Origin of the sequence: Rhodococcus sp. I2R (assembly GCF_020889545.1) — a bacterium.
GTDB lineage: Bacteria > Actinomycetota > Actinomycetes > Mycobacteriales > Mycobacteriaceae > Rhodococcoides.
The window spans coordinates 99,728-113,392 of record NZ_JAHUTG010000003.1 but is presented as its reverse complement, the minus strand read 5'-3'; the positions used below and the strand labels follow the sequence as shown (position 1 = coordinate 113,392).

The following is a 13,665-nucleotide window of genomic DNA, read 5'->3' as shown; positions in this document are numbered from 1 at the left end:
TCATCGATGATGATCAATATTTGTGAACTGTATCGATATCCATCGATGTTCGCAAGCATCGACGCGTATCGATATACTTCGTGCATGACCGCATCCGGGTACCGCACCGACATCTCCGCGATAGGTGGGCCCCTCGCGGCGGGTGACGCCGAGACGTTCGCGCAGTGGTTCTCGTGCCTTGCCGAACCGATGCGGGTGAGAATTCTGCACCTGGTTGCCGATTCGGGATCCGGAATCGCTGTCGGCAAGCTCGCCGACGCACTCGAGATCGGTCAGCCCACGGTGTCGCACCACATTCGCAAACTGGCCGATATCGGATTCGTGACGTTGGGAAAGAAGGGTACGACGACGGTCGTGTCGGTGAACCCAACGTGTTGCACCGGGCTTCCGCATGCCGCGGATGCCGTCATGGGGGTACTGACGCCTCGGCCCTGTTGTCCCGTCGACCTCCCGGCCGACGTGATCGTGCGAGAAATGGCCGAGTCGGACTGGGACGATGTGCGGCGCATCCACGCTGAAGGCATCGCCACCGGTAATGCAACATTCGAGACCGCGGTCCCCTCCGCACAAGCACTGGCCGAGGAGTGGATGGAAGGACATCGCTGGGTTGCCGAAGCGGACGGCGTGGTCGCCGGGTGGGCGGCATTGTCGATCGTGTCCACGCGCGCCTGCTACCGAGGCGTCGCCGAGAACTCGGTGTACGTCGGTGACGGGTACCGAGGCCGGGGGATCGGTAAGGCGCTGATGCACCGGCAAGTGACCGAAGCCGATACAGCCGGGCTGTGGATGCTCCAGGCGTCGGTCTTCCCCGAGAACCGCGTCAGTATCGCGCTGCATCATGCTTCGGGATTTCGCACCGTCGGTGTGCGAGAGCGCATAGCGGAGCTGCACGGCGTGTGGCGCGATACCGTCTTGCTCGAGCGACGACGCGCAGAGTGAACCGAGCGGGACAGAATGCTCAATTCAGAGCCTCGATCAGGGCAGCGACAGCTGCCCGTGCAGTGCGACCGACACCGATGATTGTCGCCGAACCCGGGCCGGTCCAGTCGCCGTAGCCCAAGAACTGCAACGTCGGTTCGCCCGTCGGGTGTGTGCCGTTCAGTTCGATTGCCGAGTGATCATCGGACCGAAGATGCAGCGGGCGTAGATGCCGCAGGGCCGGCCGAAACCCGGTGCACCACAGCAACGCGTCCAGGTTCTCGGTGCTGCGGCCGTCGGTCACGCCGCTCGGCACTACGGCGTCGAACATCGATCGACTGTGTAGAACACCGCGCTCACGCGCCTCCTTCACGGGCGGGACCATGACGATGTCGCCCAGTCCGGCGACTCCTCCGGAATCGTCACCACCCGCGTCGAGCACACGCGCACGGTCACTCGCAACATCGAAGAGGACCCTGCCGTCGACGTCGTCGGGCAGAAAACGCGGTTCACGGGTGGTGAACCACAGTGTTTCGGCGACAGTGGAGACTTCGGCGAGAATCTGCGCGGCCGAGTTGCCTCCACCGACGATCCCGACTCGCTGTCCCTCGAATCGCTCGGGAGTGCGGTAGTGCGCGGCGTGGAGTTGCCTTCCGGCGAAGGTGCGCATTCCGGGGTAGCTCGGCCAGAATGGTCGTGACCACGTGCCGGTCGCGTTGATCACGGCCGCAGCGGAGAACGTGCCGGCATCGGTGTCGACGCGATATCCGCTGATTCCGCGGTGTACCAGTTGCACTCGGACGGGCCGCCGTACCGGCAGATCGTACTTCGACTCGTAGCTGGTGAGGTAGTCCACGACGTGCGAGGCCGGTGGAAATCCGCTCGGCCACGGCGGCATCGGCCATCCAGGCAGCCGTGAGTACTCCGCGGGGGAGAACAGGTGTAGCGAAGGCCAGTAGTCCTGCCAGGAACCTCCGGGACCGTCCTGGTCGTCGAGGATTACGAAGTCGAGTCCGGAGCGGCGCAAGTAATATCCGGCCGCAAGACCTGCCTGGCCACCACCGATGACCACCACGTCGGTCGACGTGGTGGTCATCGGTGTTTCAGCGGAACTAGCGATCACGCAGGCGCTTGACGAGATCGTCGACGCGGGAGGCGATGTCGTCGCGCACCAACCGCATACGTTCGATTCCTTCGATTCCTCGTTCCGACGGTTCGTCGGTGTCCCAGTTTTCGAACATCGGCCCGTCCACCGTGCCCACCTGGGCTTCGCTGCCGAGGGTGACGACGTAGTCCATGCGAGCGAGCAGTGCCGGGTCGATCGGTTTCGGCTGCTCGCCGGTCAGGTCCACGCCGACCTCGAGCAACGATTGCGCCGACAGCGGGTTCACCGTGCTGCCGGGCTTCGTGCCGGCCGAGTGCACCTCGACGTCGGTTCCGGCCGCCTTGCGCATCAGCCCGGCGGCCATCTGAGACTTGCCACCGTTCTTCACACACACGAACAGCACGCTAGGAGTGCTCACAGCGAAGAACCGGTTTGCACCGGAACGAGTTCGGCGATCAGGTCTTCGACGAGAACTTTGATCCGATCGCGGATGGGGCGCACAGCTTCGACGCCTTTGCCGGCCGGGTCCGGCAGTGCCCAGTCGCGGTAGCTCACTCCGGGAAATACCGGGCACGCATCTCCGCAACCCATGGTGATGACAACGTCCGAGGTCTCGACGGCGTCAGGGGTCAGGATTTTCGGTGACTGTGCCGAAATGTCGATGCCGAGTTCGGCCATGGCTTCGACGGCAGCAGAGTTGATGCTGTCCGCCGGTGCGCTACCAGCGGAGCGGACCTCGACGGTGTCACCTGCCAGATGGCTGAGGAAACCAGCAGCCATCTGCGATCGACCGGCGTTGTGGACACAGACGAACAAAACGGTGGGAGTGCGAGTCACGGCAGCCTTTCCAAGGGAGTTCGGGTTTCAGGTGGATACTGTTGTAGGGGTTTCGAGTTCGGCGAGTAGATCGCGGACTCGTTCGTCGATGGCGTCGCGGATTCGACGAACAGTTTCGATCGGTTCGCCTTGGGGATCGTCGACGGTCCAGTCGATGTAGCGCTTGCCTGGATAGATTGCGCAAGCGTCACCGCAGCCCATCGACACCACGACGTCGGCGGCGGCGACGACGTCGTCGGTGAGCGGCTTGGGGAATTCACTGCCGAGATCGACGCCGACCTCGGACATGACCGCGACAACTGCTGGATTGATCTCGTTGCCCGGCGACGACCCCGCGGACCGCACGTGGACACGACCGTTGCCATGATGATTGAGCAGGGCTGCAGCCATCTGTGATCGGCCGGCGTTGTGGACGCAGATGAAGAGCACCTCGGGAACGTCCTTGGCGAGCGTTCCCTCGGCCTGCGCAAGTGCGGTCAGTCGGTCGGCAGCGAAATGCTCTGCCAGGGCCGACAGGTGCACCTGGATCTTCGCGGTGCGCCGCAGGGCGGCATAGGACTCGAAGACATACCGCTCGACGGTCTGAGGCGAAAACACGCCCTCGTATTTCTTGGACAGCTGCGCTGCCGACCGTGCCAGTGCAGCGCGGGGCATGAGCAACTCGGGTTGGCGGCGATCGCGATCGCGGGTGGGGCTGTCGCTGTCGTGATTCGTGGTGTCGGACATCAGGACTCCTTTGTCGCTGTGTTCACGGAAGAGCTGGAGGCGAATCGTTTGCGGAGGGCGAGTGAGACGTAGACGAGGCCCACGAGTACGGGCACCTCGATCAGCGGTCCGACAACCCCGGCCAGGGCCTGCCCGGAACTGGCGCCGTAGGTGGCGATGGCGACGGCGATGGCGAGCTCGAAGTTGTTTCCTGCTGCAGTGAACGCAAGAGTGGTGGTGCGCTCGTAGCCCAGGCCGATCGCTGCTCCGAGCGCGTAGCCGCCACCCCACATGACTGCGAAGTAGACCAGCAACGGGAGGGCGATACGGACCACGTCGAGCGGTTGCGAGGTGATCTGATCACCCTGCAGGGCGAAGAGAATGACAATGGTGAACAGCAGACCGTAGAGCGCCCAGGGGCCGATCTTCGGAATGAAGGTCTCTTCGTACCATTCGCGGCCCTTGGCACGTTCACCGAAGTAGCGCGAGGCGAACCCGGCTACCAGCGGGATTCCGAGGAAGATGAGCACCGATTTGGCTATCTGCCAGGGCGATGCATCGATCGATGACTGCTCGAGCCCAAGCCAACCGGGCAGTACCGACAGATAGAACCAGCCGAGGATGGCGAACATGAAGACCTGGAAGACGGAGTTGATCGCCACCAGCACTGCGGCCGCTTCTCGATCGCCACAGGCGAGATCGTTCCAGATGATGACCATGGCGATGCATCGTGCGAGTCCGACGATGATCAGGCCTGTGCGGTATTCGGGTAGATCCGGCAGGAACAGCCATGCGAGCGCAAACATCAGCGCCGGGCCGAGGATCCAATTCAGAACCAATGATCCGATCAGCAGACGCTTGTCGCCGGTGACGGAATCGAGGCGGTCGTAGCGGACCTTGGCCAGGACCGGATACATCATGATGAGCAAACCGATGGCGATGGGCAGCGAGACCCCGTCGATCGAGATGGTCGAGAGGGCGTCGTCCATGCCCGGTATCAGTCGGCCCAAGCCAAGGCCGACGACCATTGCGACGCCGATCCAGACGGGCAGGAATCGGTCCAGCGTGGAGAGCTTGCCGACGACGGCGGGTTCGGGGGAGGTGTCCACGGTGCCACTCATTTCGATACCTCGGCAAGCCTCGATACCTCAGCGACAGGGCCCACCTGATCGACGGCGAGTGGTTCGGAGTCCACGAGAACCGCCGATAGCTGGTGAAGTGCAGAAGGAACAACGCGGTAGTAGACCCAGGTTCCGCGGCGCTCGCAGTCGAGGATCCCGGCGTTCCGCAGCACCTTCAGGTGGTGGGAGATGGTCGGCTGCGATAGGTCGAAGGTGTCGGAGATATCGCAGACACAGGCTTCGCCGCTTTCGTGGCTCGCAACCAGCGACAACAGGCGTAGGCGGACCGGATCGCCGAGAGCTTTGAACATGCGGGAAAGGTCGCCTGCCCAGTCCTCGGTGAGCGGTTCACGCGAGAGAGGGGAGCAACATGAGTTGGAAGTTGTGTCCTCGTGGATCGACATTCGTCTATATTGACAGGCGTCGAATCAAACCGCAACCGTCGGGAATCACGGCTGGATCGGGACCTCCGGCTGATACAACGATGGGGCCAAGCCGTAGCCCAGGCCTCGAATGGTGCGGATTATCTGTCCGTGCTGGGGATCGGTGCCCAGTTTTTCCCGCAACCGCTTCACGTGCACGGCAACGGTATTCGTTTCTGTGCTGTGGCCCCATACGGCCTGACTTATCATCTCTTGACCGACGATTCGTCCGTTTTGTTCGAGTAGATACGCCAGCAGCTCGAACTCACGGTGACTCAGAGCCAGTTCGCGGCCGTGCAGCCAGACCGCGTGAGCGAGGCGGTCTACTCGCAGGGGGCCGGCCGCGAGAACGAAATCAGGTGCATCGGCGGGCGAACTCAGGCCCGCGAACGCGGCGATCGTGGCAATGTCGTACGGGCGCTTGACCACCGCGGTTGCTCCCGCCGCGAGGGCCCGCCGTTCATTCGTCGAATCGGACGCGAAAGCTCCGACCAGAATCGGAATGGTGGACCTGGCCCGGATCGCTGCTACAACGATTTCGGAAGATACGGCAGCCGTTTTGGCCGCGAGAACGACGAGAGTGGGCAGTTCTGCGCCGACGGCCAGCAGCGCTGCTGCGCCATCGTGATACCAATGCACATCTATGCCTCGTGCTGCTGCGTCATCGATGAGTGGCTTCGCGACGGCGGGTTCGTGCTCGGTGAGCAACAGCGTGTGCAGAGCGACGTGAGGACCGGGGTTCGGTAGTTCGTCCGAACTCCCGATCCTCACGCATCTTCCTTTCGAAACCGACCGCACAGAATTGACCTTGCTCTCGTCTCGAGATCCCTGCCTTGTGCGCGGATCAGATCCAACGAGGACTACCCGAAGCGACCGGAAATGTAATCCTCGGTGGACTTCTCGTCAGGATTGGAGAAGATCTTCTCGGTGTCGCCGACCTCGATGAGACGGCCCGGCTGGCCGACGCCCTTGAGGTTGAAGAACGCCGTCTGATCACTCACACGTGCAGCCTGCTGCATGTTGTGCGTGACGATAACGATCGTGTAATCCTTCTTGAGCTCGCCGATCAGGTCCTCGATGGCGAGGGTGGAGATCGGATCGAGAGCAGAGCACGGCTCGTCCATCAACAGCACGTCCGGGGAGATAGCGATTGCGCGGGCGATGCACAGACGCTGCTGCTGGCCGCCCGAGAGGCCGCCGCCGGGCTTGTCGAGGCGGTCCTTGACCTCGTTCCACAAGTTTGCTCCGCGCAGTGAGCGCTCGGCTACCTCGTCGAGCTTCTTGCCTCCCCGCACTCCCGACAGCTTCAACCCAGCAACCACGTTGTCCTTGATGGACATGGTGGGGAACGGGTTGGGGCGCTGGAAGACCATGCCGATGGTGCGTCGAACGCTGACCGGGTCGACGTTGGAGGCGTAGATATCCGCCCCGTCGAGAAGGACGGATCCTTCGACCCGCGCACCGGGGGTGACTTCGTGCATTCGGTTCAGGGTGCGAAGCACCGTGGACTTACCGCAACCGGAAGGACCGATCAGGGCAGTCACGCTGCGCGGGGGAACCGACAGGGTTACCGAGTCGACGGCATGAAAGGAACCGTAATAGATGTCGAGATCTTTGATGTCGAGGCGCTTTGCCATGGTGTCTCCTGGGACGTTCTAGCCTTGTTTGGCAGAGAGGAACCGGCTCGCGAGCGTCGCGAGGAGGCTGAGGAATGCAACCAGCAGAATCAGTGTCAACGCGGCGCCCCAGACACGTAGCTGCCCGGCATCCGTTGGGTTGATCAACTCGGTGAAAATCAGCAGTGGCAACGATGCCATGTTTCCTTCGAAGGCATCGAAGTTGATCGACCGGCTGTAGCCGACCAGGATGAGGACGGGGGCTGTCTCACCGATCACACGGGCCACCGAGAGCAGAATGCCGCTGATGATTCCAGGTAGCGCAGTAGGAATGACAACCTTGGCGATCGTCCTCCATTTGGAAATGCCGAGCGCGTAGGACGCCTCACGAAGCTCGTCCGGCACCAGCTTGAGCATCTCTTCGGTAGAACGCACCACCACGGGCAGCATCAGTAGCACGAGCGCAAGCGAAACGGCGAAAGCGCTCTGTTCGAAACCGAAGGTGGTGATCCACAGGCTGAACACGAACAGGGCTGCGACGATGGAGGGCACACCGGCCAGCACATCGACCATGAAGGTGGTCAACTTGGCAAAGCGGCCTTGTCCGTACTCCACCAGGTAGATGCCCGCCATCAGTCCCATCGGGATGGAAATCACGGCGGCGAACAATGCCTGAATGATGGTGCCGTACAGGGCGTGGTAGATACCACCGGCGAACTGCTCGGGCAGCACTCCGGAGAGGGATTGCGTCCACCAACCCGTTGAAACGATTGCCTCGGCGCCGCGCGAGAGCACGGTGTACAGAAGCCAGATGAGCGGAATGAGTGCAATCACGAACGCGCTGGTGAAGATGACCGTCGCGATCGAATTCTGGACCTTCCGGTTTCCGCTGACTTTCTGAAAGGTGGGGGCTTTGACTGGTGCATCTATGGTGCTCATCCGTTGACCTTTCCACCGGCAATCGAGCGAGCGATGGCGTTGACCACGAAGGTCAGTGCGAACAGTACGAAACCGGCTGCAATGTAGGCGCCGGTGGAGAGTGGGACGCTGAATTCGGAAGCAGCAGATGCGATCTTGGAAGCGAAGGTGTATCCGCCGTCGAAGAGGGACCAGCTACCGGCGGTCGCTGCCGCGCGCAGAATGATGAGGATGGCCACGGTCTCGCCGAGCGCGCGACCGAGTCCGAGCATCGATGCAGCGATGATGCCACTGCGTCCGAAGGGCAGCACAGTCATCCGCACGACTTCCCAGCGCGTCGCACCGAGAGCCAATGCCGCTTCGATCTGCGCCTTGGGGGTCTGACGGAGCACCTCGCGGCTGACCGAGGTGATAATCGGCAGAATCATCACTGCCAGAACGATTCCCGCGGTGAAAATCGTGCCGCCACCGGCGAACGAAACGTTTCCGTCGCTGAACAGGAAGAACCAGCCCAGGTTGCTGTTGAGGAACCGAGCTACCGGTTCGAGCTGCGGGGCGAGAACGAAGATGCCCCACAGCCCGAACACGATAGAGGGAACCGCGGCGAGCAGGTCGACGATGGAACCGAAGGTCCTCGACAACCTGGGTGGTGCGTACTGGGTCAGGTACACCGCGATGCCCACCGAGACGGGCACCGCGAGCGCCAGCGCGAACAACGAGCTGAGCACGGTGACCATGAACAAATCGCGAATACCGAACGCAAGATTGTCGACGTCGGTAGTCGAGAACTCGGTGCTGGTAAAGAAGTTGACCGTATTGGCCTGCAAGGACGGGATGGCCCGCACGAGAAGGAAAAAGGCGATCAATGCGATGAAGATCACGATGGTCGCGCCGGAGGCGACGGCGATCGCCTTGAAGATCGCATCACCGCGTTGGCGGGACTGACCGCCTATGGCGCGGACCTCGTGAGCTTCATCGTTGGTGTCATTCATGTTCGTCATCTTCCCGCCCGAACCCGGGTTCGGCGACTCCGAGGTCGCCGAATCCGAGTCGCGAGTGACTTCCGGTCTCACAGCCATGTTTCTCTACCGATCAGGAGATGGCGTTAACAGCTTCGGACAGCTTTGCCTGGAAAGCCTCAGGCAGCGGAATGTATCCGTTCTCGTCGAGTCCATCCTGGCCTGCGCCGATGGTGGACTGGAGGAATGCCTTGACGGCAGTTCCGACCTCGGGATCCGGGTACTCCGAGCACACGATCTCGTACGCTGCGAGAACGATCGGGTAGGCGCCCGGCTCCGAGGGGGTGTAGAACGACGTGGTGTCGAGGACCAAATCGTTGCCCTCGCCCTTGATCACGGCACCGTCGATGGTCTTGCCTGCGGTTTCGACCGTGATCTCGACGGGGTCCGGCCCGGCCGAGGTGATGATGCTGGCGATGTCGAGGCCCTGAGCCTCTGCGAACGACCACTCGTTGTACGTGATCGCGCCTTCGGTGCTGGCGACGGCGGCGCTGGTTCCTTCGTTGCCGCGTGCGCCCTCGCCGGTTCCACCGACGAAGGACTTGCCTGCCCCGGTGGTCCAAGCGCCCTCGGATGCAGCCTCGAGGTACTGCTGGAAGTTGTCGGTGGTGCCCGACTCGTCACTTCGGAAGATGACGTTGATGGGCTCGTCAGGCAGCGTCACACCGTCGTTGAGTGCGGCGATGGCGGGGTCGTTCCACCGGGTCACCGTGCCGTTGAAGATGTTGGCGGCGGTGGGGCCGTCGAGGGCGAGCTCGTCGACGCCCTGGACGTTGTAGGTGATTGCCAACGGGCCGAAGACGGCGGGGAGGTTCCACGCGTCTGCACCCTCGCAGCGCTCTGCAGCACGTGCGTACTCGTCTTTTGCCTCGCTGAGCGGGGAGTCGGAGCCGCCGATATCGGTCTGGCCACCGATGAACTCGCTGACGCCGGCACCCGAACCGTTGGAGGTGTAGTTCAGCGTCTGGCCCTCGCAGGCCTGCTCGAACGCGTTGACGAAGCGCACCATCGCGTTGGCCTGTGCGCTGGAACCACTCGCCTTGAGCGCATCCACGCCGCCACAATCGACGTTCGAGGTGTCTTCGGCGCCCACGTTGCCGGTTTCTGCTGAGTTGTCGTCACTGCCGCAGGCGGACAGCAGGAGTGCACTGGCGGCCACAAGGCTCACGGCTGCACCTGATCGCTTGAGCTTCACGTAGCTCCTTCTGGAGAATTGGGGCGACCCGCACGAATGTTGCCGGCCGCCGATCTGCATGCATCGGTCTGCTCGCAAAGCGGGCTGTTTCCCCGCTCCGCGAAGAAACCTAGAGGGAGTCCGTGAACGGATCGGCGTACGAAGATGAACGGATCATGAACGATGTCGCCGCAGGGGGTAACCGAAAACCCACGAAGCTTCGCTGTCAACCAGCGAGAACCCCAGCCGAGGCGGTGAGGTACACGAGCATGAGCACGAACAGCGCCCATCCGGCACCCTGCCAGATCGGCCACACGCCGCCGGATCGCCACACTCGGTAGGTCTTGAGGAACGCGCCCAGCCCGCCCAGAAGTAATATAGTCGGCGGTCCGACCAGAAAGATGATCCGTTCAGGGTTTCGGCAGACGAAGAAATCTGCGTCAGCGCACTGCTCGGCATTGGTGTTCGCCCACAGTAGGGCGCCGACGACGACCACTGCCGCGGCTGCGATCACCGCCCCGACGTACTTGGTCGCTGCTCGTAGACTCTGCGGATCGTTCCACCGCTTCTCGACGTCGTTGCTCACGTCCGGCTGCCCTCCCTCGATGTTTCGTCATGTGTCGGGTTTGCATGAAGGGGTAGCCCGAAACGGGTCTGGCAAACTTCGCGGTCACCTGCTGGGAGGTTAGGTTTCTCGGACTCCGTCTGCGTCGGTCAATCGGACCGGTTGGCGATGGTGCGGGCGAGCTCAGCAGCCGTGATGTTCCAATCCTGGGACAGCTTTCTGATCATGTCGAAGGCTCGGATGGCCGATACGTCGTACCGTTCCATGACGATTCCCCTGGCCTGCCACCGAGATTCCTCCGTCCTCGGGGTTTCCCCTGGTCACCCTGATCTCCTCCGTTGCGGGCGGTTCCGATCGATCAGCGACCGTTGCCGTTGCCGTTGCTACCCGGATTCCCGTTGTTGCCCGGATTCCCGTTGTTGCCCGGATTCCCGCTGTTGCCCGGATTCCCGTTGTTGCCGTTGTTGCCGTTGTTGCCGTTGGCGTTGCCCGTCTCCGGGGCGGGCGCGATGGGTTCGATATAGGCGGGTTGCGAGGGGGCCGGCGCCGGTTCGTCATACGTCGGCGCGGGTTCTGCTGGAGCCTGTGTCGCTGCTGGAGCCTGGATCGTCGCCGCTACGGGAGGGACGAATACCGCCGAGGTCGACGGTGCGGCGGGCTCGGAGATAGGGGTTCCCGATGTCGATGGGCCCCACAGGGTGACGGCAGCTGCGATCGCCGCCGCGCCAGACAGTAGGGCGACGATCGCCCACGCCGCGACAGGTATGCGAGCACGCCGCGACGGGCTCTGCGGTGCTGCGGTAGGAACCACCGCCGTCAGGGCAGGTGTGGTGGGCGGGCCCTGCACCGATGCGACCGAGGTAGGAAAATCGGACTCGGCGAGTGAGCGCAGCGCGATCGCGACCTGATCCGCGGCGGGGCGGTCCTGCGGGCTTCGCGCCGTCATCCCGCTCAGCAGCGACACCCAGTCCGATCCCAGATCTGGCGGTACCGACGGGTCGTGATGCAACCTGGCTACCGCGGCGGCGATGGCGCTGCCTTCGAATACCATTCTTCCGCTCAGACATTCGATAAGGACCAGTCCGAGCGAGTACACGTCTGCCGGAGGCCCTGTCGCAGTCCCGGTCGCCTGTTCCGGGCTCAGGTAGTGCGCGGTCCCGACGGCGGTGCCGTGCTCGGTCAGCGGATCTGCGTCGAGAACGCGGGCGATCCCGAAATCGGTGAGCTTGGTGGAACGACCCCGACCATCCGGCGTGCCGGTGAGCAGAATGTTCGCGGGCTTGATGTCGCGGTGGACTACTCCGACCGAATGGATGTAGGCGAGCGCTTCGGCGAGCTCGACTCCGATGCGGGCGACCACCGAGGGGGAGAGTGCAGCTCCTGATCGGAACGTGTTCAGTGTTGGGCCGTCGACCAATTCCATCACGAGATAGGGCGCAATCATGCCTTCGGCGTTCGGGGCCGTTCCGGCTGGGGCGTCGAGCGCCGTGCCGGCGTCGAACAGAGTGACCAGACCCGGATGCGTCAGGGACGCCAACGTTCGCATCTCCGACTCGATACGGCGAGTATCGGTCACGATCGGTTCGGTTGGACGAAAGATCTTGACAGCGACCGCGCGGCCGAGCAAGACGTCCTCGGCGCGATACACATCCGCCATACCGCCCCGCCCGAGGACGGCTCCCAGCGCGTACCGATCGGCGAACAGGCGGCGGCGGTCGGTCGTCGGAGAACCCGTCCTGTCCGCCATGATTGCCTGCTCCAGTCCGTATCGCCGGTCATCTCGGCCCGACTCTATAACCCTCGGGTGTCGATCGTTACCTCCGTGCGTTCGGTGAACAACCGCGCGGCAGGGCAGAATGCTCAGTCGGGTGGGGCCGATTGCAGTACCGAGTCACGATTGCAGCGCCGAGTCACGGTTGCAGTTCTGAGCCACGGAAGGGGAGTCGACGTGTACCCACTCACGCCTCATCCCGACTTGTCGCCGATGTCGATTGCCATCGCGTCGGCCTACCAGCCGATCGTTGCGCTCGATACTCGCCGGGTCGTGGGCTTCGAAGCGCTGACCCGCGCGCCTGCCGGAAGTCCCTGGGAACGTCCTCAGGACATGTTCGCCGCGGCCTACCGACGCCGTGAGACGGCCGAGTTCGACTGGAAATGCAGGCTGACCGCGGTCCGAGGCGCACTCGCCGTGAACTTTCCCGTGGAACTGGCCCTGTTCGTCAATGCCGAACCGTCGGCCCTGAACACGGCGCCGCCGCCCGGATCTGGTGCGTTGCTCACCGATGCCCTGCGGCTGTCGGTCGTCGTCGAGATCACCGAGCGCAATCTCATGCGAGATCCCGCAGGTCTGCTGCGCGCCGTCGAACACGCCCGACATCAAGGGTGGCGCATAGCCGTCGACGACGTCGGTTCGGACTCGTCTTCCCTCGCGCTGCTCGCCCTGCTGCGGCCCGACGTCATCAAACTCGACATGCGCCTGGTGCAGCAACAATCCACGGCCCAGACTGCCTCGATCCTCGCCGCCGTCACCTCGGAATCCGAACGCACCGGCGCGATCGTCCTCGCCGAAGGCATCGAAACCGAAGCCCACGAACGGTGGGCACAGGACGTGGGCGCGGCGTGGGGGCAGGGCTGGTTGTACGGAGAGCCGGGTCCGTTGCCCGTCTTCGGACCCAAGCGGGAGCCGGCTCGGCAGTCGCACGTGCGGCCGGCTGTCACCGTCCGAGCGCCGGCCGCAGTCACCCCCTACGGACTCACCCACAGCGTCGGTGCACCCAGACGCGCCGATGGCAGGCTGCTCGAAACCATGGAGGACGACTTGCTCCGCCGGGCTGCGTGGATGGCGTCGACCGCTTTGGTGTTGGTCACTATGCCGGTATCGATCGAGTTGACCGACACCCGACGCCGGTTGATGGCACAGCTAGGGTCGCGGTGCGCCTTGACTGCGGTGTTCTCACCGCACCCGGACGGCGCCGCGTACATCGGTACCGGTCATCACGCGGACGAACACCGGGCTGCAGACGGCGGACATTGCGTCCTCGTCGACCCGAACGAACCGCTGGCGTTGGAGCGATCGGTGATCGTCGTCGACCCCGGTTTCACCGGGGCGCTCATCTCGGTGGACCGCGGACGACGACCGGACGGGACTCACCTGTTCGACTATCGACTCTCCTTCGATCGCGAACTGGTTCTCGACGCGGCGACGGTGTTGCTGCGCCGCATTCCGGCCCGGGCGGTTTGAGCGAAAGCGTCCGCGGCCATACAA

At 63.4% G+C, this 13,665-nt stretch carries 16 protein-coding genes; 2 read left to right on the top strand and 14 right to left on the bottom strand.

From position 1 onward, the window contains the following. Positions 1-84 precede the first annotated feature (84 nt). Complete coding sequence (locus KVY23_RS03745) at positions 85-939, top strand: metalloregulator ArsR/SmtB family transcription factor (protein WP_230555353.1); 855 nt, start codon at positions 85-87, stop codon at positions 937-939. Positions 940-958: 19 nt separating this feature from the next. Here the strand turns inward: KVY23_RS03745 and KVY23_RS03740 are convergent, their stop codons facing one another. From KVY23_RS03740 to KVY23_RS03675, 14 genes are all read right to left on the bottom strand, one after another. Beyond that, positions 959-2,014 carry an ArsO family NAD(P)H-dependent flavin-containing monooxygenase gene (locus KVY23_RS03740; RefSeq protein ID WP_230555352.1) on the bottom strand — a complete coding sequence of 352 codons (1,056 nt, stop codon included), beginning with the start codon at positions 2,012-2,014 and terminating at the stop codon, positions 959-961. A gap of 16 nt (positions 2,015-2,030) precedes the next feature. After that, a complete protein-coding gene (locus KVY23_RS03735) occupies positions 2,031-2,441 on the bottom strand; it encodes a low molecular weight phosphatase family protein (protein WP_230555351.1) in 411 nt (136 codons plus the stop codon). Then, positions 2,438-2,860 (bottom strand): arsenate reductase ArsC, encoded by a 423-nt coding sequence (locus KVY23_RS03730; RefSeq protein WP_075838187.1) that lies wholly within the window; start codon positions 2,858-2,860, stop codon positions 2,438-2,440. The genes KVY23_RS03735 and KVY23_RS03730 overlap by 4 nt, the downstream gene beginning before the upstream one ends. Positions 2,861-2,887: 27 nt before the next feature. Then, positions 2,888-3,586 (bottom strand): arsenate reductase ArsC, encoded by a 699-nt coding sequence (locus KVY23_RS03725; protein ID WP_230555350.1) that lies wholly within the window; start codon positions 3,584-3,586, stop codon positions 2,888-2,890. After that, on the bottom strand, positions 3,586-4,686 hold the full coding sequence (gene arsB, locus KVY23_RS03720; protein ID WP_230555349.1) for an ACR3 family arsenite efflux transporter: 1,101 nt from the start codon (positions 4,684-4,686) through the stop codon (positions 3,586-3,588). Before arsB ends, KVY23_RS03725 begins: the two co-directional genes overlap by 1 nt. Further along, on the bottom strand, positions 4,683-5,090 hold the full coding sequence (locus KVY23_RS03715; protein ID WP_230555348.1) for a helix-turn-helix transcriptional regulator: 408 nt from the start codon (positions 5,088-5,090) through the stop codon (positions 4,683-4,685). The genes arsB and KVY23_RS03715 overlap by 4 nt, the downstream gene beginning before the upstream one ends. 45 nt (positions 5,091-5,135) lie before the next feature. Continuing rightward, entirely contained in the window at positions 5,136-5,879 is a 744-nt protein-coding gene (locus KVY23_RS03710) for a response regulator transcription factor (RefSeq protein WP_230555347.1), read from the bottom strand. Between the two features lie 89 nt (positions 5,880-5,968). Further along, positions 5,969-6,745, bottom strand: coding sequence for a phosphate ABC transporter ATP-binding protein PstB (pstB, locus tag KVY23_RS03705; RefSeq protein WP_075838184.1), 777 nt, complete (start codon positions 6,743-6,745; stop codon positions 5,969-5,971). A gap of 18 nt (positions 6,746-6,763) precedes the next feature. Beyond that, on the bottom strand, positions 6,764-7,663 hold the full coding sequence (gene pstA / locus KVY23_RS03700; RefSeq protein ID WP_230555346.1) for a phosphate ABC transporter permease PstA: 900 nt from the start codon (positions 7,661-7,663) through the stop codon (positions 6,764-6,766). Further along, positions 7,660-8,634: a phosphate ABC transporter permease subunit PstC gene (gene pstC, locus KVY23_RS03695; RefSeq protein WP_230555345.1), complete on the bottom strand. Its 975-nt coding sequence runs from the start codon at positions 8,632-8,634 to the stop codon at positions 7,660-7,662. Before pstC ends, pstA begins: the two co-directional genes overlap by 4 nt. A gap of 100 nt (positions 8,635-8,734) precedes the next feature. Then, positions 8,735-9,856, bottom strand: coding sequence for a phosphate ABC transporter substrate-binding protein PstS (pstS, locus tag KVY23_RS03690; protein ID WP_230555344.1), 1,122 nt, complete (start codon positions 9,854-9,856; stop codon positions 8,735-8,737). 205 nt (positions 9,857-10,061) lie between these two features. Next, positions 10,062-10,421, bottom strand: coding sequence for a hypothetical protein (locus tag KVY23_RS03685; protein WP_230555343.1), 360 nt, complete (start codon positions 10,419-10,421; stop codon positions 10,062-10,064). Between the two features lie 128 nt (positions 10,422-10,549). Then, a complete protein-coding gene (locus tag KVY23_RS03680; RefSeq protein ID WP_269418567.1) occupies positions 10,550-10,672 on the bottom strand; it encodes an ANTAR domain-containing protein in 123 nt (40 codons plus the stop codon). Between the two features lie 86 nt (positions 10,673-10,758). After that, complete coding sequence (locus KVY23_RS03675) at positions 10,759-12,147, bottom strand: serine/threonine-protein kinase (protein WP_230555341.1); 1,389 nt, start codon at positions 12,145-12,147, stop codon at positions 10,759-10,761. Positions 12,148-12,348: 201 nt separating this feature from the next. Here KVY23_RS03675 and KVY23_RS03670 point away from each other — a divergent pair, with 201 nt between their 5' ends. Then, on the top strand, positions 12,349-13,641 hold the full coding sequence (locus KVY23_RS03670) for an EAL domain-containing protein (RefSeq protein ID WP_230555340.1): 1,293 nt from the start codon (positions 12,349-12,351) through the stop codon (positions 13,639-13,641). Positions 13,642-13,665 lie beyond the last annotated feature (24 nt).

What these genes read in the sequence shown, in the direction of transcription:
- KVY23_RS03745 (WP_230555353.1), top strand. Translation starts at nt 85, where the DNA reads ATGACCGCATCCGGGTACCGCACCGACATCTCCGCGATAGGTGGGCCC.
- KVY23_RS03740 (WP_230555352.1), bottom strand. Translation starts at nt 2,014, where the DNA reads ATGACCACCACGTCGACCGACGTGGTGGTCATCGGTGGTGGCCAGGCA.
- KVY23_RS03725 (WP_230555350.1), bottom strand. Translation starts at nt 3,586, where the DNA reads ATGTCCGACACCACGAATCACGACAGCGACAGCCCCACCCGCGATCGC.
- arsB (WP_230555349.1), bottom strand. Translation starts at nt 4,686, where the DNA reads ATGAGTGGCACCGTGGACACCTCCCCCGAACCCGCCGTCGTCGGCAAG.
- KVY23_RS03715 (WP_230555348.1), bottom strand. Translation starts at nt 5,090, where the DNA reads ATGTCGATCCACGAGGACACAACTTCCAACTCATGTTGCTCCCCTCTC.
- pstB (WP_075838184.1), bottom strand. Translation starts at nt 6,745, where the DNA reads ATGGCAAAGCGCCTCGACATCAAAGATCTCGACATCTATTACGGTTCC.
- pstA (WP_230555346.1), bottom strand. Translation starts at nt 7,663, where the DNA reads ATGAGCACCATAGATGCACCAGTCAAAGCCCCCACCTTTCAGAAAGTC.
- pstC (WP_230555345.1), bottom strand. Translation starts at nt 8,634, where the DNA reads ATGAATGACACCAACGATGAAGCTCACGAGGTCCGCGCCATAGGCGGT.
- KVY23_RS03675 (WP_230555341.1), bottom strand. Translation starts at nt 12,147, where the DNA reads ATGGCGGACAGGACGGGTTCTCCGACGACCGACCGCCGCCGCCTGTTC.